Source organism: Mycobacterium sp. C31M (assembly GCF_053345865.1).
In genome coordinates, this window is sequence record NZ_JBKFAX010000011.1 from 148,911 (window position 1) to 172,173 (window position 23,263).

General features: G+C 67.0%; 20 protein-coding genes. 8 read left to right on the forward strand and 12 right to left on the reverse strand.

Translation table 11 applies throughout. The features are described from left to right. The first annotated feature begins 3 nt into the window (after positions 1-3). Entirely contained in the window at positions 4-1,566 is a 1,563-nt protein-coding gene (locus ACLBYA_RS18145; RefSeq protein WP_447710815.1) for a phytoene desaturase family protein, read from the forward strand. Here the strand turns inward: ACLBYA_RS18145 and ACLBYA_RS18150 are convergent. From ACLBYA_RS18150 to pdxH, 6 genes are all read right to left on the reverse strand, one after another. Continuing rightward, the gene (locus ACLBYA_RS18150; RefSeq protein WP_447710816.1) at positions 1,563-2,003 is read right to left on the reverse strand and encodes a MarR family winged helix-turn-helix transcriptional regulator; all 441 of its coding nucleotides are present in this window, start codon (positions 2,001-2,003) and stop codon (positions 1,563-1,565) included. The two genes, ACLBYA_RS18145 and ACLBYA_RS18150, sit on opposite strands and share 4 nt — an antisense overlap. After that, positions 1,996-3,438 carry an MFS transporter gene (locus ACLBYA_RS18155; RefSeq protein WP_447710817.1) on the reverse strand — a complete coding sequence of 481 codons (1,443 nt, stop codon included), beginning with the start codon at positions 3,436-3,438 and terminating at the stop codon, positions 1,996-1,998. Before ACLBYA_RS18155 ends, ACLBYA_RS18150 begins: the two co-directional genes overlap by 8 nt. Positions 3,439-3,510: 72 nt before the next feature. Beyond that, entirely contained in the window at positions 3,511-4,812 is a 1,302-nt protein-coding gene (locus tag ACLBYA_RS18160) for a citrate synthase (protein WP_447710818.1), read from the reverse strand. A gap of 56 nt (positions 4,813-4,868) precedes the next feature. Beyond that, complete coding sequence (locus ACLBYA_RS18165; RefSeq protein ID WP_447710819.1) at positions 4,869-5,555, reverse strand: TetR/AcrR family transcriptional regulator; 687 nt, start codon at positions 5,553-5,555, stop codon at positions 4,869-4,871. Next, complete coding sequence (locus ACLBYA_RS18170) at positions 5,548-6,258, reverse strand: TetR/AcrR family transcriptional regulator (protein ID WP_447710820.1); 711 nt, start codon at positions 6,256-6,258, stop codon at positions 5,548-5,550. Before ACLBYA_RS18170 ends, ACLBYA_RS18165 begins: the two co-directional genes overlap by 8 nt. Before the next feature lie 63 nt (positions 6,259-6,321). Next, positions 6,322-6,981, reverse strand: a complete 660-nt coding sequence (gene pdxH / locus ACLBYA_RS18175; protein WP_447710821.1) for a pyridoxamine 5'-phosphate oxidase — start codon at positions 6,979-6,981, stop codon at positions 6,322-6,324. Positions 6,982-7,024: 43 nt separating this feature from the next. Here pdxH and ACLBYA_RS18180 point away from each other — a divergent pair, with 43 nt between their 5' ends. Then, a complete protein-coding gene (locus tag ACLBYA_RS18180; protein ID WP_447710822.1) occupies positions 7,025-8,152 on the forward strand; it encodes a citrate synthase 2 in 1,128 nt (375 codons plus the stop codon). Further along, positions 8,149-8,757, forward strand: a complete 609-nt coding sequence (locus ACLBYA_RS18185; RefSeq protein WP_447710823.1) for a maleylpyruvate isomerase N-terminal domain-containing protein — start codon at positions 8,149-8,151, stop codon at positions 8,755-8,757. The genes ACLBYA_RS18180 and ACLBYA_RS18185 overlap by 4 nt, the downstream gene beginning before the upstream one ends. Here ACLBYA_RS18185 and ACLBYA_RS18190 read toward each other — a convergent pair. Further along, positions 8,688-10,097, reverse strand: coding sequence for a cytochrome P450 (locus ACLBYA_RS18190; RefSeq protein ID WP_447710824.1), 1,410 nt, complete (start codon positions 10,095-10,097; stop codon positions 8,688-8,690). The genes ACLBYA_RS18185 and ACLBYA_RS18190 overlap by 70 nt on opposite strands. Positions 10,098-10,216: 119 nt before the next feature. Between ACLBYA_RS18190 and ACLBYA_RS18195 the strand changes: the two genes are divergently transcribed. Beyond that, positions 10,217-10,672, forward strand: coding sequence for a VOC family protein (locus ACLBYA_RS18195; RefSeq protein WP_447710825.1), 456 nt, complete (start codon positions 10,217-10,219; stop codon positions 10,670-10,672). Here ACLBYA_RS18195 and ACLBYA_RS18200 read toward each other — a convergent pair. From ACLBYA_RS18200 to ACLBYA_RS18210, 3 genes are all read right to left on the reverse strand, one after another. Then, the gene (locus tag ACLBYA_RS18200) at positions 10,653-13,121 is read right to left on the reverse strand and encodes a family 1 glycosylhydrolase (protein WP_447710897.1); all 2,469 of its coding nucleotides are present in this window, start codon (positions 13,119-13,121) and stop codon (positions 10,653-10,655) included. The two genes, ACLBYA_RS18195 and ACLBYA_RS18200, sit on opposite strands and share 20 nt — an antisense overlap. An 83-nt stretch (positions 13,122-13,204) precedes the next feature. Further along, positions 13,205-14,848, reverse strand: coding sequence for an FAD-dependent oxidoreductase (locus ACLBYA_RS18205; protein ID WP_447710826.1), 1,644 nt, complete (start codon positions 14,846-14,848; stop codon positions 13,205-13,207). A 17-nt stretch (positions 14,849-14,865) separates the two neighbouring features. Beyond that, positions 14,866-15,894, reverse strand: coding sequence for an AurF N-oxygenase family protein (locus tag ACLBYA_RS18210; protein ID WP_447710827.1), 1,029 nt, complete (start codon positions 15,892-15,894; stop codon positions 14,866-14,868). A 236-nt stretch (positions 15,895-16,130) separates the two neighbouring features. On the opposite strand from ACLBYA_RS18210, the gene ACLBYA_RS18215 reads away from it, so the two are divergent. The 3 genes from ACLBYA_RS18215 (at position 16,131) to sepH (ending at position 19,307) form a co-directional block, all read left to right on the forward strand. Continuing rightward, positions 16,131-17,126, forward strand: coding sequence for a membrane protease subunit, stomatin/prohibitin (locus ACLBYA_RS18215; RefSeq protein ID WP_447710828.1), 996 nt, complete (start codon positions 16,131-16,133; stop codon positions 17,124-17,126). A gap of 44 nt (positions 17,127-17,170) precedes the next feature. Beyond that, positions 17,171-18,277, forward strand: a complete 1,107-nt coding sequence (gene serC, locus ACLBYA_RS18220) for a phosphoserine transaminase (protein WP_447710829.1) — start codon at positions 17,171-17,173, stop codon at positions 18,275-18,277. Between the two features lie 67 nt (positions 18,278-18,344). Next, the gene (gene sepH, locus ACLBYA_RS18225) at positions 18,345-19,307 is read left to right on the forward strand and encodes a septation protein SepH (protein WP_447710830.1); all 963 of its coding nucleotides are present in this window, start codon (positions 18,345-18,347) and stop codon (positions 19,305-19,307) included. Here sepH and ACLBYA_RS18230 read toward each other — a convergent pair. After that, a complete protein-coding gene (locus tag ACLBYA_RS18230; RefSeq protein WP_447710831.1) occupies positions 19,304-19,783 on the reverse strand; it encodes a hypothetical protein in 480 nt (159 codons plus the stop codon). The two genes, sepH and ACLBYA_RS18230, sit on opposite strands and share 4 nt — an antisense overlap. 103 nt (positions 19,784-19,886) lie before the next feature. Then, entirely contained in the window at positions 19,887-21,554 is a 1,668-nt protein-coding gene (locus ACLBYA_RS18235) for a DUF222 domain-containing protein (RefSeq protein WP_447710832.1), read from the reverse strand. Between the two features lie 295 nt (positions 21,555-21,849). Here ACLBYA_RS18235 and ACLBYA_RS18240 point away from each other — a divergent pair, with 295 nt between their 5' ends. Further along, positions 21,850-23,067, forward strand: coding sequence for an IS110 family transposase (locus tag ACLBYA_RS18240; protein ID WP_447710833.1), 1,218 nt, complete (start codon positions 21,850-21,852; stop codon positions 23,065-23,067). The last annotated feature ends 196 nt before the right edge of the window (positions 23,068-23,263 follow it).

Here is a 23,263-nt window from a genome sequence, read left to right on the forward strand (position 1 = left end):
GACATGAAGACGGACACGGATCTGGACATCGTCATCGTCGGCGGTGGGCACAACGGCTTGGTCGCGGCCGGATATCTGGCCCGGGCGGGTCGACGGGTCCGCCTGTTGGAACGACTCGACCACGTCGGCGGCGCGGCGGTATCGGCACACTGTTTCGACGGGGTCGACGCCCGGTTGTCGCGATACTCCTATCTGGTCAGCCTGCTGCCACGGCACGTCATCGACGATCTGGGGGCCCGGTTCCGGCTGGCCCGACGCCGCTATTCGTCCTACACCCCCGACCCAGCCACCGGGGGTGCCACCGGCCTGCTGATCGGGCCGCAGAACACATTCGGCGCCGTCGGGGCGGCCGCCGACGAGGCCGGTTTCGCCGAGTTCTACCGGCGCGCAAGGCTGGTCACCGGGGCGCTGTGGCCGACCCTGCTGTCACCGCTGATGACCCGCTCGGCGGCCCGGGACCGGGTGCTGGCCTCCGGTGATCCCACCGCCGGCGCGGCCTGGCATGCCCTCGTCGAACAACCCATCGGACGGTCCATCGGCGCAGCGGTGCACAACGACCTGGTTCGCGGCGTCATGGCCACCGACGCGCTGATCGGCACCTTCGCCGCCACCGATGATCCGTCGCTGATGCAGAACATCTGCTTCCTGTATCACCTGCTGGGCGGCGGCACCGGCGACTGGGATGTGCCGGTCGGCGGAATGGGCGCGGTGACGGGCGCTTTGAGCGCGGCCGCATGCGGGTACGGCGCCGAGATCGTGACCGGTGCCGAGGTCTATGCGATCAACCCGGACGGTGAGGTGCGCTACCGCACCGCCGATGCCGAACACACCGTGCGCGGCCGCCACGTGCTGGCCGGCGTCACACCGGCAGTCCTGGCCCGCCTGCTGGGTGAACCGGAACCCGCCGTCGCACCCGGCGCCCAGATCAAGGTCAACCTGATGCTGAAGCGTTTACCGCGACTGCGGGACAACTCGATCACCCCCGAGCAGGCGTTCGGTGGCACCTTCCACATCAACGAGACCCTCCAGCAGCTCGACACCGCCTATGCCGCAGCGGTTTCCGGGACCATCCCGGAGCCGCTGCCGTGCGAGATCTACTGCCATTCACTGACCGACCCGAGCATCCTGTCCGAACCGTTACGACAGGCCGGCGCCCACACCCTGACGGTCTTCGGGCTTCACACCCCGCACCGTCTACTCGCCGGCCTGGATCCGGACACCGCCCGGCTGCGACTGGCCGCCGCAGCCCTGCATTCGCTGAACTCCGTGCTGGCCGAACCGATTCAGGATGTGGTGATGTCGGACCGGCACGGCCGGCCATGTGTGGAGGCCAAGACGACCACCGACCTGGAGGACGCGTTGGGCATGACGGCCGGCAACATCTTCCACGGCGCGCTGGGCTGGCCGTTCGCCGGGGACGACGAGGAACTGGACACTCCGGCGCGGCGCTGGGGGGTGGCCACCGATCACGAGGCGATCCTGCTTTGCGGGTCGGGAAGTCGTCGCGGTGGCGCGGTGTCCGGCATCGGCGGCCACAATGCGGCGATGGCGGTACTGGAAAGCTAACCCGCGCGCATCTTCAGCAGGATCGCCTGCAGCGCAGCCAGATCCGCATCGTCGAGGTTGCGCAGCGGGAAGGGCGCGGGATCGGCGACGGCGTCGATGACGGCCAGCAGTTCACGTCCGGCTTCGGTGAGCGTGACGATCTTGCAGCGCCGGTTGGCCGGGTCGGTCTCGCGCACCACCAGCCCGCGTTCGGCCAGATCGTTGACCGCGACCGTGGCCGCGGGCGCATCGATGGTGGCGGCCTCGGCGATCTGTTTGACCGACAGCGGTTGCCGGTCCAGCCGACTGAGGATACGAATGCGACTGAACGGCAGACCCGTACGCTCCACCACGGCGCGCTTCCAGCTGTCGTGATTGTTGATGACCAGTGACGCCATCAGCCGCCAGACCTCGTCGGCGGGCCGACCATCAGACCCCGTGGCCGGGTGCTCAGACATCGGCACGCTCCCTCGGCGCTTCGATCAACGGGGCGAGTCGACGCGCGGATTCCATCGCCTGCGGCGTTGTCGAACGCACCCCGAGCACCACGATCACCACACCGAGCACCGCGCAGGTCAGCCACAGCGGCCGGGCCGACGCGGCGAAGTCCGCAGTGTCTGCCAGCGCCGCACCGGCCACCGAACCACACAGCGCCACACCGATACTCACGCCGATCTGGCGACTGGTGCTGGTCACCGCCGAGGCGGCACCAGCCCGGTCCAGCGGCATCCCACTGACCGCGGCGTTGGTGATGGGGGCGTTGACCATCGAGAATCCGATACCGAACAGCCCGAACACCAACAGCAGCGCCCACACCGGCGCGTTCTCCGGCAGCAGCGCGAGCATCGTCGAGGCGATCGTGATCATGATGCCGGCGCTGAGTAGTGAGGGACGGGCTCCGTAGCGACCCACCAGCCGCCCGGACAGCGGTGAGAACACCAGCGCCCCGACCGCGATCGGCAGATAGATCAGCCCAGTCTGCATGGCCGAAAAGCCGCGTGCACCTTGTAGATACACCGACATCATGAACAGCAGCGCACCCCACGAGGCGAATGCGCAGATGGCGATCACGGTGGACGAGGCGAACGGCACACTACGGAAGAAGCGCAGGTCGATGAACGGGTCGGTGCGGCGCGATTCGTAGCGCAGGAACGCGACGAAGGCCACCACGGCGGCGATCCCGACGGCGATGACCCGCGGTTCGTCCCAGCCCAGTGCGGGGCCCTCGATCAGGGTGAACACCGCCCCGAACAGGAACAGCACCGCCAACAGCTGACCGACCGGATCGACATTGCGCATGGTGGCCGACCGCGTCTCGGGCACGAACACCGCGGTGAGGATGATGGCGGCCAGACAGATCGGCAGATTGATCCAGAACACCGCCCGCCAACTGATCGAGTGGATCAACAGGCCACCGACCGTCGGACCCAGCGCCATCGAGATACCGACCACCGCACCCCAGATGCCCAGGGCACGGGCACGTTCGACGCGCTCGGTAAAGACCTGCGAGATGATGGACAGCGCCACCGGATTGAGCATCGAACCACCCACCCCCTGCAGGAAGCGGGCACCGATCAGGGCGTCGATACCGGGGGCCAGGCTGCACAGCAGCGATCCGAGGGCGAACACCGTCAGGCCGATCTGGAAGACCCGGCGCCGGCCGAACCGGTCCCCCATCGCGCCGGACAGCATCAGCAGCGAGGCAAGCACCAGGGTGTAGACATCGACAACCCATTGCAGCTGGGAGGCGGACGCGCCGAGGTCCTCGCGGATCGACGGGATCGCGACGTTGACGATGGTGGCGTCCATCGACACGATCAGCAGGCTCAGGCAGCACGACGCGAGAACGATCGCCTTGCGCCGCGGCGTGAGCGTACTGATAGTTGTATTCACACAACTATTGTGGAACTACAACTGTTGCTGGGGCAAGCCCCACCCGGAGGTGAGGTTGGGCACAGCGTGGGGTCAGCGGCCGCCGAGGTCGGTGTAGTCGCGCTCGGTGTAGCCGGTGTAGATCTGGCGCGGGCGGCCGATCTTGCCGGGCTCGGAATGCATCTCCCGCCAGTGCGCGATCCAGCCGGGCAGCCGGCCGAGCGCGAACAGCACGGTGAACATGCGGGTCGGGAAGCCCATCGCCCGGTAGATCACGCCGGTGTAGTAGTCGACGTTCGGGTAGAGCTTGCGCTCGACGAAGAACTCGTCGGTGAGCGCGATCTCCTCGAGCTCCTTGGCGATGCCCAGCAGCGGATCGTCGACCCCGAGCTTGCCCAGGATCTTGTCGGCCTGCTCCTTGACGATGCGGGCGCGCGGGTCGTAATTCTTGTAGACGCGGTGCCCGAAGCCCATCAGCTTCACACCGTCCTCGCGGTTCTTGACCTTCTTGACGAAGGTCTGGACATCGTCGCCGCCGTCGTGGATCTTGGTGAGCATCTCCAGCACGGCCTGGTTGGCGCCACCGTGCAGCGGGCCCCACAGCGCGTTGATACCGCCGGAGATCGAGGTGAACAGGTTGGCCTGCGAGGAGCCGACCAGGCGCACCGTCGAGGTCGAGCAGTTCTGCTCGTGATCGGCGTGCAGGATCAGCAGCATGTCCAACGCGCGAACGATTTCGGGATCTACCTCATACGGCTCGGCCGGGAAGCCGAACGTCATCCGCAGGAAGTTCTCGACCAGCGTCAGCGAGTTGTCCGGGTATAGGAACGGCTGCCCCTCGGACTTCTTGTACGCGTAGGCGGCGATGGTCGGCAGCTTGGCCAGCAGCCGGATGGTGGACAGCTCGACCTGCTTGTTGTCCAGCGGGTCCAGCGAGTCCTGGTAGTAGGCGCTCAGCGCGTTGACCGCGGAGCTCAGCACCGGCATCGGATGCGCGTTACGCGGGAAACCGTCGAAGAAGCGCTTGAGATCCTCGTGCAGCAGGGTGTGCCGCTGGATCTGGTTGGTGAACTTCTCCAGCTGCTCGGTGGTCGGCAGCTCACCGTAGATCAGCAGGTAGCTGACCTCGATGAACGTCGACTTCTCGGCCAGCTGCTCGATCGGGTAGCCCCGGTAGCGCAGGATGCCGGCGTCACCGTCGATATAGGTGATCGCGCTCTTGGTCGACGAGGTATTGACGAACCCGCCGTCGAACGTGGTGTATCCCGTCTTGGCGAGCAGCGGCCCCAGCGCAATGCCGTCGGAACCCTCCGTGGCCTTGACGATGTTGAGGTCGATCTGACCACCCGGATATGACAGGGTCGCTGTCTCGTCAGGGCTGGAGTTTTCGGCCACTGGAACCCCTTCTGCGATGTGGGCTGCGCGTCTTTACTGGACGGTAGTCGCTTACGTTACGTCGCGCTTGCGGGGGGTTCGACGCCGGGTGCACCCTCCCCCGGGACGGCCGATGTCCACGGTCGCCAGGTACGGACCAGCAGGTCATAAGCCGCCTGGATGCGCGAGGAGACGATCTCCGGCTCGATCGGTGGGAATCCCGGAGTGCCCAGACCCCGGCAAGCTGTGTTCATCACCACAGTCCAGGTCTCCAGGACCAGGTACACCGCGTCGTGATCAGTGGACAAGCCCATCCGCCGGGCGACGGCCAGCACCGTCGGGAACCGATCCTGCTGCTCACGGAACGGAATGTTGGTCACACCGAAGCTCGCCGAGGAGTTGACGATCTGGATCAGCGCGGCCATCCGGCGGAAGATATCGGTCTGCTCCCCGCCGGGACCCGGCCGCAGCGCGATCAGATGGGCGCGCAGCATCGCCTCGTACTCAGTGATGTCGCGGGGCAGCACATCCATCGCGGCCGCGACATAGGCCGCCGTCTCCTCGACGATCGCGATGACCACCGCGTCCTTGGTCGGGAAGTAGCGGCTGAAGGTGCGCGGGGAGACATCGGCGGCGGCCGCGATCTGCTCGACGGTGGTGTTGTCGTACCCCTGTCGCTGGCACAGCTCGGCCGCGGTGGAGATCAGGGTCGCGCGGGTCCGCAGCTTCTTGCGCTCCCGCAGCCCCTCGGGCTGCTCAGACATTCGCGATGACCGCGGCGCCTGCGATCGGTTCGACTTCGGTCAGTACCACCGGAGCCGGGTCGGTCCGGAACAACTCGCCGGCAAATCCGGCGACCTGTTCGCAGGCCTGGTTGAGCCGTTCGACCATCACCAACGGACCCAGCTTGACGCCGTCGGAGTCCGCCACCAGATCGCCGCAGGCGGCAATGATGATGGCGGAGAACAGCGAAACGCCGAGCAACATCCGGCGATCATCCTTCGGCACACCCATCTGTTCGGACAGCACCGCGATGACGCTGTCGTCCTTGAATTCGAATGCGCCCTGCCGCAACGCATCTGCGCCGTTGATGATGCGCAGGATCAACACGATCCGCTCACTGGTCAGCCGGCCCGCCCCACCTTCGGCGGTCCGGGTGAGCACCGCCACATGGGCGGCGCGCAAAGCTTCGACCGGACCGACCATGCGCGGGAGCCGACGCAGTTCGGCCGCGATCTCCTCGGACAGCTCCTCGAGCAGGGTGAGGAACACCGCCTCCTTGGTCGCGAAGTAGCGGCTGTAGGTGCGCGGTGAGACCTCGGCCGCAGCGGCGATCTGGTCGACAGTTGTCAACTCGTAACCCTGGCGCAGGCACAGCTCGAGCGCGGCGTCGATCAGCGTCGCCCGGGTCCGCTGTTTCTTGCGCTCGCGCAAACCGAGATCGGTTTCTCTGTTCGCCGCCGCCACGTCTGGCATATTAACCCGAGCACCTATGAGTACATGGGATGTTCCGGATCGCTTCGATGCCGACTAGGGCTGCAAGCGCTCGACGCGGGCACCGGAGTCGGTGACCCGAATCCTGTTATGCACCCGGTTCTCCCGGCCCTGCCAGAACTCCACCACCTCGGGCGCAATCAGGTAGCCGCCCCAGTTCGGTGGTACCGGAACCGTTTCGGAGTCCGCGAAACGCACGGTGACATCGGCCAGCTGATCGAGCAGGACAGCGCGTGAGGCGATCGGTCGGGATTGCTGCGAGGCCCAAGCGCCCAGCTGCGATCCGCGCGGACGTTTGGACCAGTAGTCGGCGGTAGCGGCGGCCGAGACCTTGGACACCGGACCGCGGATGTGGATCTGACGGCCCAGGGCATACCACGGAAAAGTTGCTGAGGCATACGGCTGTATTGCCAACTGCTCGCCCTTGGCCGAGTCGTAGTTGGTGTAGAACGTGATGCCCTCCGGGCCGGCGGTCTTGCACAGCACGGTTCGGGTGACCGGCCGGTGCTGGGCGTCGACCGTGCCCACCACCATCGCGTTGGGTTCGGACAGCCCGGCGGCCCACGCCTCGGCCAGCCACCGGTCGAACAAGGCAGGCCAACCGTCGGCCAGCCAGTCGGCGTCGAGGTCCGCGCTGCCGTCCTTCTCCACCGATCCGTATTCCGCGCGCATCCGGGCGAGCTCATCGGGTTCCATCGGCAAAACGGTACGCCCGCGCAGATGGTGCGAGAATCTGCCTATGACAGAGCGGTCAGCGGTTCCGGCGGATTTTGTGCCCGGACTCGAGGGAGTCATCGCGTTCACCACCGAGATCGCCGAGCCCGACAAGGACGGTGGCTCGCTGCGGTATCGCGGGGTCGACATCGAAGACCTCGTCACCCGACAGGTCACCTTCGGCGATGTGTGGGGGCTGCTGGTCGACGGCGATTTCACACGCGGCCTGCCGCCCGCCGAACCGTTCCCGCTGCCCATCCACTCCGGCGACGTCCGCGTCGACGTGCAGGCCGGGCTGGCCATGCTGGCACCCATCTGGGGCTACCGCCCGATGCTCGATATCGACGATGACACGGCCCGGGAGCAACTGGCGCGCGCGTCTGCGATGGCCCTGTCCTATGTGGCCCAGTCCGCCCGCGGCATCTACCAGCCGGCGGTACCGCAGCGATCCATCGACGAATGCCCTACCGTCACTGCACGTTTCATGACCCGCTGGCAGGGCGACCCGGACCCACGCCATATCGAGGCCATCGATGCCTACTGGGTGACTGCAGCCGAGCACGGGATGAACGCGTCGACGTTCACTGCCCGCGTCATCGCCTCGACCGGGGCCGACGTCGCCGCGGCGCTGTCCGGCGCGGTAGGCGCGATGAGCGGGCCGCTGCACGGCGGGGCACCGGCCCGGGTGCTGCCGATGATCGACGAAGCCGAACGCACCGGGGACGCCCGGGCGGTGGTTCGCGCCATCCTGGACCGCGGCGACAAGCTGATGGGATTCGGGCACCGGGTGTACCGGGCCGAGGATCCGCGCGCCCGGGTGTTGCGGGCCACCGCACAGCGACTGCAGGCGCCGCGGTTCGAGGTGGCGGCGGCCTTCGAGCAGGCCGCGCTGGCGGAGCTGCGGGAGCGACGCCCCGACCGCGCCATCGAGACCAACGTGGAGTTCTGGGCCGCGGTCATGCTCGACTTCGCGCAGGTGCCGGCGAAGATGATGCCCGCCATGTTCACCTGCGGCCGCTCGGCGGGCTGGTGCGCACACATCCTGGAGCAGAAGCGCCTCGGCAAGCTGGTGCGGCCGTCGGCGCTCTATATCGGGCCGGACCCGCGCCCGCTGCATGCGGTCGCCGGCTGGGATCGGATCAGCCGACCGTGAGCGCTTCGGTGTTCGCTTCGACGGCGGGGTCTTTCGAGGATCTCGTGGTATCGCTGCGGGACGCGGACTGGGCCGGGCCCGGGCTGGGTGACTGGGATCTGCGCGCGCTGGTCGGGCACACCTCACGGTCATTGGTCACCGTCATCGACTATCTGAAACAGCCCGCACCCGGCGGTGACGCGGTGGACGCCGCCGACTATTACGTGGCCATCCGCGAGTTCAGCGCCACCGCCGGTGCCGAGGCCATCGTCGAACGTGGCAGACAGGCCGGCCGCGATCTGGGTTCCGACCCGGCGACCGCCGTCGGCGCACTGGTCCGCACCGCGCGCTCGGCCGTCGAGCAGGCCGGCGACCCGGCGCTGACGGTCATCGGTGGGATCGGTATCCGGTTGTCGGAGTATCTGCAGACCCGGATCTTCGAGCTGGTGGTGCACGGACTGGACATTGCCCGCGCCACCGGGGTGGCGTACACCCCGCCTGCCGATGCGCTGGAGGCGGCCACCGTGCTGGCTTCCCGGGTCGCGGCACGGTCGGGTCAGGGTGAGCAGCTACTACTGACGCTCACCGGGCGGGCGGCGCTGCCGGCCGGGTACTCGGTGGTCTGACGGCGCCAGGTCACCTGCGCCCAGATCGGTGCGGCGGCCACCATGGTGAACGGTGTTGCCGTCGGGAATTGTGGACTTTCCGAACGGACCTCGGTACCGCGAACAATGGTGGCGAGCGCCAGGGTGGCCTCCAGCATGGCGAAGTGGTCACCGATGCACGAGCGCGAGCCCGCCCCGAACGGCAGGTACTGCCAGCGGTTGATGGTCTTGGCAACTTCCGGACCGAACCTGTCCGGGTCGAAGATGAGCGGACGGTCCCACAGGTCCGGATCACGCTGTACCGCATAGATTCCGAACAGCAGCGTGGTGCCGGCCTCGACCCGGTGGCCGTCGACGATCATGTCCTGCAATGCGGTGCGCGAGGTCCCGGCGGCCGGCGGACACAGCCGCAGCGCCTCGCGGAGCACCTGCACGGTATAGCCCAGCCGGCCGACGTCGTCGGGGGTCGGTTCCCGATCTCCCAGGTCGGCCACCTCGTCGCGTACCCGCTCCTGGATCCGCGGATTGCGCCCCAGCTGCCACAGCGCATACGTCAGTGTGGTGGCGGTGGTGTCATGTCCGGCCGCGATGAAGACCAGCAGTTCGTCCCGGATCTCGTTATCGGTCAACGGCTTTCCGGTATCCGGATCGGTGGCCGCCAGCAGCGCCCGCACCAGCGGCGCGTCGAGCGTAGGGTCCCGCCGGCAGGCCTGCAGCACATCGTCGGCCAGCTCGTGCAGGATGACGCCGGCCGCCCGGGCTCGACCGCGGGCCGGGGTGGGCAGCCAGCGCGGGCTGCGGATCGGGGTGGAGGCCCGGTCGGCGATATAGGTCAGCACGACGCGCAGCGGCCGGTCGATGGCGTCGGCGCGGTCGTCCAGGTCGATCCCGAGCACCGAGCGGCCCAGTGCCCGCATGGTGAGCCGGCGGCATTCCACGTCCAGATCGATCCGCTGCCCCTCGACCCAGCCGTCGACCACCGATTGCGCGGCCTGCGCCATATGGCCGCCGAAACTGCCCACCTGCTTCTTGGTGAACACCGGCTGGACGGCCCGCCGACGCGGCAGCCATTCGTCGTGCATCAGGTCGAAGAGGTTGGCGCCCAGCACATGGCGCATCTCGCGGTGCACATCGGTCTTGTCGACCACCTCGGCGGACTGCCCCAGGATGTCGCGGCCGCCCTGCGGCGAGGTCGCCACCACCAACTCGGGCATCAGCCAGCGCGGCGCCAGTTTGAGCCGGGTCACCGGACCACCGGCGTCCCGGAGCTCCTCGAACCCGGTACTGAAAGTCCGCAGCGCCTTGATCTGCCGACGCAGGGACAGCGGATTGCGCGGTGCCAGGGGCGGTGACTCGGTCATGGTTCCAGCGTCACGCCCAAGGTGTCGGAGCCATAGCGTAGGTATCTACCTGTATTCGCGATGAGATTCCGGACCGAGCCCGGTCTACAGATCGTCCACTACCGCGAGAAGGAGCAATCATGGCCACTCCAGAAGTCACGCCCGCCGTCATCCCGCACCTCGTCGTCGGCGACGGCGCCGCCGCCATCGACTTCTACGTCAAAGCGTTCGGCGGTACCGAACTGGGCCGCATGCCGGGACCGGACGGCCGGTTGGTGCACGCCGCCGTGCAGATCAACGGATCGACCGTGATGCTGGCCGACGATTACCCCGAGTATTGCGACGGGCAGTCCGAGACCCCGCGGGGACTGGGCGGGACCCCGGTCACCATCCACCTCGTCGTCACCGATGTCGACGCCGCCTTCGCGCAGGCCGTCGACGCCGGCGCCGAGGTGGTGATGCCGCTCGGCGACATGTTCTGGGGTGACCGCTACGGTGTCGTACGGGACCCGTTCGGGCACAAGTGGTCTCTGGGCCAGCCGGTGCGCGAGGTCAGCGACGCGGAACTGCAGAAGGCTATGCAGGAGTTCCCGTGACACCCGGCAGGTAGAGCTCCAACAGGCCCGTCGGAAGGGCGTTGGCCCCGGTGATCTGGCTGATCGCCGAAATGCTGGCGGGCTTGGGTGTGCGCTCGAGTTCCGGTGTGCTCGGGTCGGATCCGTACAACCCGAACTGCAGGTGATAGCCGTCGGCCCATTCCAGGTTGTCGACGAACGACCAGTAGGTGTAACCACGGATATCGGTGCCGTGGGCCACCAGGTCCTGCACGACCGCGATGTGGTTGACGATATAGCCGGGCCGCTTGGTGTCCTCATCGTCGGCGACACCGTTCTCGGTGATCCACAGCGGCTTTCCGTAGGAGGCCGCGACCTCGAGGACCTCCCGGAAGCCACCCGGATCGATCGGCTGATTGAAATCGCTGCAGGTCTGCTCGGCGGCCTCGCAGCGGAACGGGATGCCCTGCAGGAAGTTGAATCCCGGCAGCGGTGCGAACCCGAAGCCGCCCATCGGCTGTGTGCCGTAATACTGCACGCCCATGAAGTCGACCTTGTCGGCGAAGCCGGGGCGGATCTCGTCGGCGGTCTTGCGGCCGTCGAAGTTCAGGTCCACCCAGCCGTCGATGACGGCGTTGGGGAACCATTCGTTGAACACCCGGTTCCAGGCGTCGGCGGCGGCGACGTCCTGCGGGTTGACCGGGTTGGCCGGCCGGGCCGGCACCATGTTGTTGGCGAAACCGACGAACGCGTCCGCGTCGTATTTGTGGATGGCGTCGTAGGCGGCGACGTGCCCCTTGGCCTCGTTGACCAGGAAGCGGATCGCCAGGTCGGGGCGGATGACACCGGGCGGCCAGGTCGGTACCAGCCCCGGGATGGACAGGAACTCCGTCATGATCGGCGGCACCGGCTCGTTGAGGGTCACCCAGTTGTCCACCTGGTCACCGAATGTGTAGGCCAGGTACGCGGCGTATTTCTCGAATTCGATCGGGGTCTCGTCGGACAGCCAGCCGGCCCGCTGCACCGGCAGGCCCAGCTGGATCAGCGGGCGGGCCGTCACCGGATCATGGATCCAGATCGGCAGCGTGAAGTGGTTGACGGTCACCAGCGGTTCCAGCCCGTGCGCGCGCAGCGCGTCGAAGACCGCGCGATAGTGCGCCACCTCCTCCTGGTTGGCCAGCGCGTTGAGCGCCTGCAGGTCGGCCAGGCTGACGCCGCCGCCCTCATCGGTGATGTCGATGGCCGCGGTCGAGTTCGGGAAGATCCGGCTCCACTCGATGGACATCCGGAAGGTGTTCATGCCCAATTCGTTTCGGGCGAGCTCGGCATCGGATTCATAGGACACATAGGTGCCCGGGCCATTCTCCGGCACCCCGTTGGTCAGCCCGAGCAACTGGTTCAGCGGGTGATGTACCCACTTGTACCAGTCCGAGTTCGGGTCGACCGGGGAGCCGGGGCCGCCCTCGGCCTGGAAGCCGGCATGGGCGACGCCCCAATGGAAATCGTCGGGGAAGGAAAGGTCGATACCCTCGACCGGGGTGACGTTGACGGTGATCGTCTTGGCCACCGCGTGGCCGCCACCCGGATTCAGCAGGTGGCCGATGATCGGGACGTGCTGCAGAAAGCCGAGCGGCCCGTGCCAGTGCGTGCCGGCGCGTTCGTCGGAGACCACGACGGTGAACGTGTCGGTGCCCCCGGTCGCGGCCATCGCGTTCATCGGCCGGTAGACGAAATTGCCGGTGTCCTGGTCGATCACGACGACACCGCCGTTGCTGGGCCGGCCTACCACGGTGTAGGTCAGTGGGTCACCATCGGGGTCTGAGGCGCCCACATTGCCGAGCACCAGTCCGGTGGTGGTCTGCGTGGTCTCGCCCGAGTAGTCGATGCGTGGGCCACCGTTGAAGAACTCGCGGCGCACGAAGGCGAGCATCGCCCACAGCGACGGCGGGCCGGTGGGTCCGGCGGGCAACCCGGCCGCGAACGGGCTGAGTACCGCACCGACGACGCTGCGCACCAGGCTGGTCACGTAGCGCACCGCAGTCACCGGATTGGGCAGTGTCGACGTCCATTTGGGCTTGGGAGCGGCCAGCGGGGCCGCCGCGGGCACGGCAGCGGCGGGCACCACCTGTGCCGCGACGGGAGCGATGGTCGTCGACTCAGTGGTCACCGGAGTCGGGATGGATGCGCGGTACTGCTGCTGTACCGGGGCCGGAGCCTCGGCACGGCGGGCCTCGGTCACCCGGGTGACGCTGCGCGGCGACGTCCGCGCCGACGGATGCTCGCGCTTGAGCACGGGCTTGTCGGGATCCACCGCCGCACCAGCATCGTCGGCCTCTTCAGCGTCCTCGGGCTCAGTGTCCTCAGATTCCGCGGTGTCCGGGGTATCGGCGTCCGCCGATTCCTCCGACTGCGAGGTCGAATCGGCGCCAGGCTCATCGGCCCATGCCACACCCGGCGAACCGGCTGCCGCGGCCGTCCAGATGCCGACCACCAGTGCCAATCCCGCAACCCGACCACAACGCATGCACTTTCTCTACACGCTCGGTCAGGTCGGCTACTGCACTTTCGCCGAGGTCAGTGCCGCAAACCCGACAGCAGGCGTCGGCCGAACGACGGACGGGGTGCCGTCGCAGCTGCCGCCAGCATGTCGGCGATATCGGTGAACTTGTCCCGGGGCCGCCGCCCGCCGCCGCGGGCGATCTCGGCGGCATCGATGGCACGCCAGCCCGCGGCGTCAACAACCGCGGGCTGACGGCCTCGGACCAGCTTGTCCAGTGCCGCCGGCTTGTGGGCCGGGTCGCCGAGCTGTCCTCGGTTGTAGTCCTGAACCAGATTGCGCACCGTCTCGGCCGCGCACGATTTGTTGGTGCCGATGAACCCCGACGGGCCGCGCTTGATCCAGCCGGCTACATACGTGCCTGCCGTGCCGGTCACCCGGCCACCGTCATTGGGTACGACCGCGGCGGCGTCGTCGAACGGCAGATCGGCGATCGCCTTGCCGCGGTAGCCGATCGAGGTCAACACCATACCGGCGTCCAGCCGGGCGCCCTCAGCGAACTCGATACCGGCGACCCGGCCATCACCGGGTACCCGCTGCGGTGTCATGTTGTAGGCCAGCCGGATTCGCGGCCGGGTGATCGGCGCCGCCGCATCACCCAGCTTGGCCAGGATCTCCAGCTTGTTGCTGGTCAGCGGGTCGGTCTCGGCAGCCAGATCGGTGATCACCCGTTGATGGTCGGCGGCGTCGAGGACGACATCGCAGGTAGCGGTCAACCCGATGAGCTCGGGCAGCGTGAACGCCGAGAACGCGGGACCGCGGCGTGCCGCGATCACCACCTCCTGCACCCGGGATGCCCGCAGTGCCGCCAGTGCGTGGTCGGCGATATCGGTGCGCGCCAACACGTCCGGATCCATGGTCAGGATCCGCGCGACATCGAGTGCGACATTGCCATTACCGACGATGACGGCCCGCTCGTGGCTGAGATCGACGTTCAGCTCCGTGAAGTCGGGATGCCCGTTGAACCAGGCGACGACCTCGGTCGCCGTGCCGGTGCCCGGCAGACCCATGCCCTCGATCTCCAGCCTGCGATCATTCGGCGCGCCGACCGCGTAGAGCACCGCGTGGTGATGCTCGAGCAGCTCGGCGTTGCTGAGGTGCTTGCCCACCTCGACGTTCAGATAGAGCGCCAGGCCGTCGGCCTCGGTCATCCGGTCGAACAGCCGGGTGACCCGCTTGGTGTTCTGATGGTCGGGGGCGACCCCGGCGCGGACCAGACCGTATGGCGTGGGCAGCTTTTCGAACATGTTCACCCGGACCCCTCGCTGGGTGAGCAGTTCGTCGGCGGCGTACATCGCGGCCGGGCCGGAGCCGACGATCGCGACGGTCAGCGGGCTGGTATGCGGTTCGATCCGCGGTGCCGCCAGCACCGGCGCCAGCTTCGACGTCGGCGGCAGCTTGCCTTCGCGTTTCGGATAGAACGCGGCGTTGAGTTCGATGAACGGCAGCTGGTTGTCGGTCAGCTTGCTGTCCGGCGAGATGGCCCCGACCGGGCACGCGCTGACGCACGCGCCGCAGTCGACACAGGCCGCCGGATCGATGTACAGCATCTCGGCGGTCGCGAAGCCCGGCTCATCCGGTGAGGGATGGATGCAGTTGACCGGACAGGCGTAAACACAGGACCCGTCGCTGCAACACGACTGGGTGACGACGTGGGGCATGGGAGACTACGCGGCCCTCACGCCACGCTGACCAGATGCTCGCGTTGCGGCTCGCTGCGGTACCGACTGGCCGGCCCGTCGATCTTGCAGATCTTCCACATCAGCTTGGCGAACGGGTTCATCAGGCCGGTGTCATGGCACAGCATGCGGACATCGGAGAACATGTCGCGCAGCATCTTCCGCGATTCGGGTGCGTCGAAGAACAGCTCCTTGCGCACCGAGCGTGGGATGTCGAATTCCTTCCAGAACGCCTTCGGCGGAACGATGATCGCCGAGCACAGGATGCGCATGGTCAGCGGCACGAACAGCGACAGCGCCCAGCGCTGGCGGCGGTGCAGATGCGGCACCCGCTTGTGCAGGTACTGATGCGCGAACGAAATGTGCCGGGCCTCCTCGGCGACGTGAATCGCCATGACCCGCTCCATGATCGGGTGCAGGGCCTTGCCCTCGCGCAGCACGTTCTTCTGGGTGTGGTCGATGGGTTCCTCACCGGCGAGCACGCCGAAGAAGAACGGGATCGGCATCGGACCGGCGACCAACGGGATGACCGGCTGCACCCATTTGAGCAGCTTGGGCATGCCAGGCACGTCCATGCCGATGTGGTTGACCATCTCCTGGAACATCAGGGTGTGGTTGCACTCCTCGACCGCCTCGTGCAGGCAGTATCGGTACTCCGGGGAACCGTTGGGCACCCAGAACGAGTACTCCATGAGTCCACGGATCAGGATGTTCTCGAAGTGCAGACCGACCTTGGCGACATTGGCCTGACGCCACATGCCGATCTCGATCTGGCGTTCCACCGGCTGCGACTGATACCAGGCATGACCGCCCATCGGGTCGGTGGCCGGCAGGATCCAACGCGGGTCATTCGGAATGACGGCAAACTCGGGGGTGTCCCACTCGATGTCCTTGTACGGATTGAAGTTGCGCCGCACCGACCCCTCGGAAAGCGTCTGCAGCATGTCCACGTACTCGGTGTCGTCGAACACGTCCATGTTCTTGCGCCACCGCCGGATCACGCGCGTCTTGGCTTCCTTGACCACCATGTCGAGGCCTCCCGTGTGGTTTACATTCGATCGCTCGGTGTCTAGAGACAGTACCCGCGGTCCCAGTAAATAAACAGCGGCTTTGCCCAGCTGTGGCATTATTACGTTACCCACGTCACATGTGATCCAGGCCACTCGAAAACGGTCACTGATCCGGCAAAATTGCCACAGTTCTGACTAAAATCTGGCCGTCACTGTCAGCGATTCACCGCCGACAGCTCGGAGGCGGGGAGTCCATGAACATCAAGAAGCGTTTCGACGCGACTGGCACCGGGGTCAAGACCGGCAGCAAAAAACGGAAGTTCGTGCTCGGCAGCCTCGGGCTGATCGCGGTGGTCATCGGCGGCATCATGCTGTCGGCCTGCGCCACCCAGATCGGGCCCGGGCAGACCGCGGTCAAGGTGGACGACTATGTGCTGATCCCCACTGACCCCAAGGTCGAGGGCTGCATCGAACCGGAGACCTCCGAGTTCAACCCGCCCGGCGGCTTCAAGGCCTACCGGTACCCGTCGCGGCAGATCAGCTGGGATGCCACTGGCAGCCCGGACTCCGAAGCCGACCCGACCATCGTGGTGTCCAATGCCACCGCCCCGGCCGAGCTGCGGGTGCCGGTCGTCATCACCTTCGATCTGACCACCGACTGCAACATGTTGATGGACTTCCATCGCGATTTCGGCACCAAGTATCAGGGTTGGCTCGACGATGACGGCCTGGTCACCACCGGTTGGGTGAACCTGCTGCGTTATGCCATCGGCCAGCCCGCCGAGCAGGTGCTGATCAGCGTCGCGCAGAAATACACCTGGCGCGAGATCTGGAACGACGAGAAGGTGCGCATCGAGTTCCAGAACGCGCTGCGCGACGCGCTGCCCGGGGCGTCGCGGTCGCGCACCGACGGTAAGGAGTTCTTCACCAACTTCCAGGTGACGGTCATGAAACCGGACCCCGTCGACCAGGGCCTCAAGGACGCGATCATCGCCGAACAGAAGGCCATCGCCGATGCGCGGGCGGCCGAGGCCAAGGGTGTGGCCGATGCCAATGCCGCGCGCGCCAAGGCCGAGGCGGACAAGGCCGCCGCGCAGGCCCAGACCGAACTGGCCCGTCAGGTGGCACTGCAGAAGCAGGCCGAGATCGCCGGTTATCCCGATGTCGATGCCTACCTGCGGGCGTTGGCCATCGAGAACGGGCAGAACCCGTACCAGCCGACCTACGTCGTGCCCCAGGCCCAGGGCTGACCCAGCGGTCAAAACGAACTGGGCGGGCCGATAATCTTGGCCCCATGGCCGAACTGACGATCCCCGCCGATATCAAGCCGAACGACGGACGTTTTGGCTGCGGCCCGTCCAAGGTGCGGCCCGAGCAGCTGACCGCACTGGCCGCCGCCGGTGACCTGTTCGGCACCTCGCACCGGCAGGCGCCGGTGAAGAACCTGGTGGGCCGGGTGCGCGATGGGTTACGCCGGCTCTTTGCGCTGCCCGACGGTTACGAGGTCATCCTCGGCAACGGCGGTTCGACGGCGTTCTGGGATGCTGCGGCGTTCGGCCTGGTCGACAAGCGTTCGCTGCACCTGACCTACGGCGAGTTCAGCGCCAAGTTCGCCTCGTGTGTGGCCAAGAACCCGTTCGTCGGCGATCCGATCATCATCAAGACCGATCCGGGCACCGCGCCGGATCCGGTGTCCGATCCGACGGTCGACGTGGTGGCCTGGGCGCACAACGAGACCTCGACCGGTGTGGCGGTGCCTGTGCAGCGCCCGGCCGGTGACGCGCTGGTGTTGATCGATGCCACCTCGGCAGCCGGTGGCCTGCCCGTCGACGTCCGGGATGCCGACGCGTACTACTTCGCCCCGCAGAAGAACTTCGCCGGTGACGGCGGCCTGTGGATCGCGCTGCTGTCGCCGGCGGCGCTGGCCCGGGTCGAGGCCATCGCGGCGAGCGGCCGGTGGGTGCCCGACTTCCTGTCGTTGCCGATCGCGATCGAGAACAGCGTCAAGAACCAGACCTACAACACCCCGGCCATCGGCACGCTGATCCTGCTGGCCGAGCAGCTCGACTGGCTCAACGGCAACGGCGGGCTGGACTGGGCCGTCAAGCGCACCGCGGATTCGTCGCAGCGGCTGTACTCATGGGCCGAGGCGTCGCAATTCGCGACGCCGTTTGTTGCCGATCCGGCACACCGGTCGCAGGTGGTCGGCACCATCGATTTCGCCGATTCGGTGGATGCCGCGGCGGTGGCCAAGGTGCTGCGTGCCAACGGGATCGTCGACACAGAGCCGTACCGCAAGCTCGGCCGCAACCAGCTGCGGGTGGCGATGTTCCCGGCCGTCGACCCCGAGGATGTCAGCGCGCTGACGAAGTGCGTCGACTACGTGGTGGAGCGGCTGTAGAGCTCACCCTGCGTGTCTGCACGGTAACGGCCCGATAACGCAGTAGGGTCTGTGAAGGAGGTGCATCATGCGTGAACTGAAGGTCGTCGGTCTCGACGTAGACGGCAAGAGGCTCATCTGCGAGGCCCCCGATTCCGGTGACAATTTCGCCATCCGTGTCGACAATCGGCTGCGCGCCGCGGTGCGCGGCGACAAGGCCACCTCCAATCAAACCGAGATCGAGGTCGAGGTGAGCCAAGGGCTGCGCCCCAAGGAGATCCAGTCCCGGATTCGCGCCGGTGCATCGGTCGAGCAGGTGGCTGCGATCGCCGGTGAGGACGTGGAACGGATCCAGCGGTTCGCCAACCCGGTACTGCTGGAGCGCTCACGGGCGGCCGAGCTGGCCACCGCGGCACACCCGGTACTGGCCGACGGGCCGTCGGTGCTGACCCTGCTGGAGACGGTGACGACGGCGATGATCTCGCGTGGTCTGGACCCCAACTCGACGAGCTGGGATGCCTGGCGCAACGAGGATGGTCGCTGGACGGTGCAGTTGGCGTGGAAGGCAGGTCGGTCCGACCTGCAGGCGCATTTCCGGTTCACCCCGGGCGCCCATGGCGGGACGGTGACCGCGTTCGACGAGAGCGCCTCCGAGCTGATCGATCCGAACTTCGCGCCCCGGCCGCTGCGCCCGGTGGCTGCCGTCGCGCAACTCGACTTCGATACGCCCGCGGCCCCGGTTGCCGGTCCGGTCACTCCGCCGGTCCCGGCGCCCGCCCCTGCTCCGGTCACCGCGCCCGCCCCGGCCGCCACGGCGCTGCCGCAGGCAGCGGCACCCACAGTGGCGCCGACTCCCCCGCCGGCTCCGGCCCCCGAGCCCATGCCTGCCGCTTCCCCGGCGCCTGCTTCGGCGTCGTCCGAGGCGGACTCCGATACCGATGCCGCCGCCGAGCCCGCTGCGCCGAAGCCGCGCCGCGCCCGCAAGGCCAAGCCGTCCGTCCCGGCCTGGGAAGACGTGCTGCTGGGCGTGCGATCCGGGACCCAGCGCTAGATCCTTCGACCCGCGCCGAGTGCCGGAACCTCGTTGACGGCGAAGAGGTTCTGCTGCAGTGCCTCGGTGTCGCCGGCGTAGTCGATCGGCACCGGGTTCCGCACCGTTCCCGCCAGGAAACTCCACTCATTCAGCTCCGTCGGGACATTCGGGTTGATCGCCTCGACAACCAGTACGCCGGGCGCGATCTTCACCGCGACAACCTGCATCGGGTTGGCGCCGACCTTGTCCGAGATCGCCGCGTACGCGTTGTTGATGCCCTCGGCGGTGAACACGTCGCCGGCGACGGCGTTGGTGATCTGCTCGGTGCCCGACTCGACAACCTGCTCAACCAGATCCGACGCCTGCTGCCTGATATCGCCCGCCCCGAACAGCCACTCAACGCCGTCGCGGCAATTCCAACAGCAGTGAGCGCAGCACCGATGCGCACCGAGATCATCTATCCCTCTTCTCTTTTCAAATCCTTGCGTTCGCAAAAAATATCTTAGCCTCGGCAATCGCCCACCACACACCCACGCCCGGTCGGCATCTGCACGTACGCAACGGATTCGCACTCCGGGTAGCCGCGACCCACGTGCCTCAGTAGGGCGGATCGCTGTTGCTTTCGGCTTCCCGGCGGGCGCGTAGTTCGCGGTTGCGGGCGCGTTCGGCGGTGACGCGGTGCGCACGCTCCTGCGCCCGGGTGCGACGCCTTTTGGGCAGCACCGCGACGCGATTGTCGCCATCGAGCAGTGTGATGTTCCGTTTTCGTGGGACCGGAACGTCAAAGCTCCTGTCGGGGAACAGCATTGACGTACCGGGCGTCTTGCGATACACATGGCCCGTCGGCGCCGTCCAACAGATCGTGCCATCGGGTTCCATGACCGGTGCCCACCCATAGTGGGTCTTCAAAACGTGGTGTTCACGGCACGTTGGGTGCAGGTTGCCCGGATGGGTCGGCCCGGCCGGCCAGGGCTCCACATGATCCAGGTCGCAACGATGCGCGGGCCGGTTACAGCCCGGGAATCCACACCGCAGGTAGCGCATCCGCACGAACGCGGTCAGCACAGCCGAGGGCCGGTACTGCCGCTCGGTGCCCAGATCGGCAACCCCGGCCAGCGGTTTCACCTTGGCGCCGGTGGCCACCAGTTCGGCCAGCATCGCCGCCGGGATGATCCCACCGCCGAGCATCACCCCCGGGCTCGCGGGCCTGGCGAGCTGCGGGCAGAACGCCGAGTCGGGCTCCGGGCTGGGCGACGGCGCGGGGCCCGCGGCAGGGGTGGATGCCGGACCGGGCTCAGCGTCGGGTTCGGGCTCATTCTCAGATTCCGGTGCAGCGTCAGGCGGGGGCTCAGAGCCCGGACCCGGCGGGGTGTCGGGACCTGCAGCAGGCCCGGACTCCGGGCCCGGCTGCGGCGTGGCCCCAGGGCCCGCGTCAGCCCCCGGTATCTGATCCGAGAGCACAAAGATCGCCACCGCAGCCGAGCGTGGATCCTTCACACTGCCGGCACACTCCGGATCTCCACATCGACATGCCAGGCGCTCCAGCTGCGGACCCACCATCCCCAGTGAGGCCAACGCATCGGCCCGACGCTCCCGCACCGGCCGCGGATCCCCACTGCACACCGTGGCCGCCAACGCATCCAGACGTTGCTCCAGGATCTTCTTGTCGGTGACCCGCAACCGCCCCCAGAACGAGGCCACCCCATTCGGATCGTCCTTGTCGTCGAACTCCACAAAGGTGTCCTTGGCGACCGGATCACTGCGGATCACCGCATCCGGATCAAACTTCTCCACCCAGAGATCGACCGCATCCACCAAACCCTTCTCCGACTTGGTGCCGAACCCCGCCGCCTCCGCAGCGATCGCGGTATCGATCAGCACCAACACGTCGGGGTCCTCCACCAACCGGGTGCGCCAGGTGATCGCCTCGATCACCGTCGTCGACACTGCCCCCGACGCGAACACCTCTGCGGTCCGCGGCAAACGGGTGCGCAACGCCATCGCCACCCGCATCTGCTTGGCCGCAGCCATCGGGCCCAGATTGCACGCCGCCGACACCTGCGCCTTGGCGTACACCCACCCGTCGATCAGCTGCAGCGCCGAATCGTCATCCTCATCGACGCACTGGCGCGCGGTCACCTCGCCCACCAGCATCAACCGGTACGCCGCATCCCGCGCCTCGGCCTGAACCGCCGCAGTCACCTCTGAGATGAGCGCCTCGTCACTCAACTTGGCGACCGCGTCGCTATCGAGATGTTCGAACATGTGTTCGATACTACTCACGACCCCCGACATTGATTCTGATAACGCGGGCCGGGGTGAAGATGGACCTGCCCGTTCGCCGCTGGTGATGACTCACAGTCCGACTGACGCCCTGCTGGGTTGTCTTCCACTTGATATGTCTCACCAGCGCCGTGCGGGCAGGCACCACAACAGCCCTGGTAGGGCGGACATGACTTAATCAGGAGCCTGGCAGTTCCCTCTTCAATGTCTTGTCTGCCCGCCCTACCGGGTTGTCATCCACCGCACGAGTCAGTTGCACGGAGAGGACACCACCATCGTGACATCCCCACGTCGAGTCGTCATCGGCGTCGATACCCACCTCGACACCATTCACCTGGCCGCACTCACCGATACCGGTCAACCACTCGGTGATGCCGAGTTTCCCACCACCCCGACCGGCTACTACGTCGCGATCGGATGGGCGCGAAGCTTCGGCGAGGTGTTCACCGCCGGCGTGGAAGGCACCGCCAGCTACGGTGCAGGATTCACACAAGCATTGCACGCCAACGGAATTCACGTTGTCGAGGTCAATCGGCCCGACCGGTCCGCTCGGCGCCGCCAAGGAAAATCCGATCCACTGGATGCCTACAGCGCCGCCCGCGCGGTGCTGGCCGGACACGGCCTGGCCGTCCCCAAAGATCCGAACACCGGTGCCCTCAAAGCACTGCTGGCCGCCCGCCGTGGCGCCATCAAAGCCCGCACCGCAGCCATCCAACAAATCAAGAGTCTGCTCATCACGGCTCCAGTCGAGTTGCGCGAGCACTACCGCCGCTACACCACCAACCTGCGACTGATCGAGGCGCTGGCCCGCAGCCGACCCGTGTCCCATGACGATCCGACCGCCATCGCGGTGCTGACCGCCTGCAAGGCCCTCGCGCACCGCGTCGAATTCCTCGAACGCCAAGACCGAGAACTGACCTCCGCGATCGACACGCTGACCAGCCAGCTCAATCCCGCTCTGCGCGCTGCCTACGGCGTCGGCCCCGATACCGCGGCGCAGCTGCTGATCAGCGCCGGCCTCAACGCACACCGATTGCGTTCTGAAGCCGCATTCGCCCGACTGGCTGGTGCCGCTCCGATCCCGGCGTCCTCCGGGAAAACCACCCGCCATCGGCTCTCCCGCGGCGGCGACCGCGCCGCCAACAACGCCCTGCACCGCATCGCCTTGGTGCGCTGGTCGCACGACCCACGCACCCGCGAATACGTCGCCCGCCAACTCGCCGTCGGCCGATCCAAGAAAGACATCCTGCGACTACTCAAACGTGCCATCGCCCGAGAGATGTTCAAACACCTCACCGCTCCATGCCCCATCGACGACTACAGCGACCTACGGCCCACCCGACAAGCCCACAACATCACCCTGACCGCAGCCGCCGCCCACTTCGGCGTATGGCCCAACACCATCTCCCGCCTCGAACGCGGCCTCAAACGCGACGACACCCTCGCAAACAACTACCGCCAATGGCTAAACACCCAGCTCATCGACGTCGCTTGACCCTTAACGGAAATAGGAGCATCAAGCCCGGAAACATCTCCTGAGCTGCGTAGAAACCCGCCCGTGCACGCGTAGAGCCCGTGCACGCGTAGAGAACGTCGTTGCCTCACCAGAAATGCGCGCCAAGCTCCTTGCCAGGCCTGAACCAAAAAAGGAAGGCCCACCGGCCTTCCCTCTCTCACTTTACAGCCGACCC

Excerpts from the sequence above, each read along its gene's own strand:
- ACLBYA_RS18145 (WP_447710815.1), top strand. The coding sequence starts at position 4 with ATGAAGACGGACACGGATCTGGACATCGTCATCGTCGGCGGTGGGCAC.
- ACLBYA_RS18150 (WP_447710816.1), bottom strand. The coding sequence starts at position 2,003 with ATGTCTGAGCACCCGGCCACGGGGTCTGATGGTCGGCCCGCCGACGAG.
- ACLBYA_RS18165 (WP_447710819.1), bottom strand. The coding sequence starts at position 5,555 with ATGTCTGAGCAGCCCGAGGGGCTGCGGGAGCGCAAGAAGCTGCGGACC.
- pdxH (WP_447710821.1), bottom strand. The coding sequence starts at position 6,981 with ATGGAACCCGATGAGCTCGCCCGGATGCGCGCGGAATACGGATCGGTG.
- ACLBYA_RS18180 (WP_447710822.1), top strand. The coding sequence starts at position 7,025 with ATGACAGAGCGGTCAGCGGTTCCGGCGGATTTTGTGCCCGGACTCGAG.
- ACLBYA_RS18190 (WP_447710824.1), bottom strand. The coding sequence starts at position 10,097 with ATGACCGAGTCACCGCCCCTGGCACCGCGCAATCCGCTGTCCCTGCGT.
- ACLBYA_RS18195 (WP_447710825.1), top strand. The coding sequence starts at position 10,217 with ATGGCCACTCCAGAAGTCACGCCCGCCGTCATCCCGCACCTCGTCGTC.
- ACLBYA_RS18205 (WP_447710826.1), bottom strand. The coding sequence starts at position 14,848 with ATGCCCCACGTCGTCACCCAGTCGTGTTGCAGCGACGGGTCCTGTGTT.
- ACLBYA_RS18210 (WP_447710827.1), bottom strand. The coding sequence starts at position 15,894 with ATGGTGGTCAAGGAAGCCAAGACGCGCGTGATCCGGCGGTGGCGCAAG.
- ACLBYA_RS18215 (WP_447710828.1), top strand. The coding sequence starts at position 16,131 with ATGAACATCAAGAAGCGTTTCGACGCGACTGGCACCGGGGTCAAGACC.
- serC (WP_447710829.1), top strand. The coding sequence starts at position 17,171 with ATGGCCGAACTGACGATCCCCGCCGATATCAAGCCGAACGACGGACGT.
- sepH (WP_447710830.1), top strand. The coding sequence starts at position 18,345 with ATGCGTGAACTGAAGGTCGTCGGTCTCGACGTAGACGGCAAGAGGCTC.
- ACLBYA_RS18235 (WP_447710832.1), bottom strand. The coding sequence starts at position 21,554 with ATGTTCGAACATCTCGATAGCGACGCGGTCGCCAAGTTGAGTGACGAG.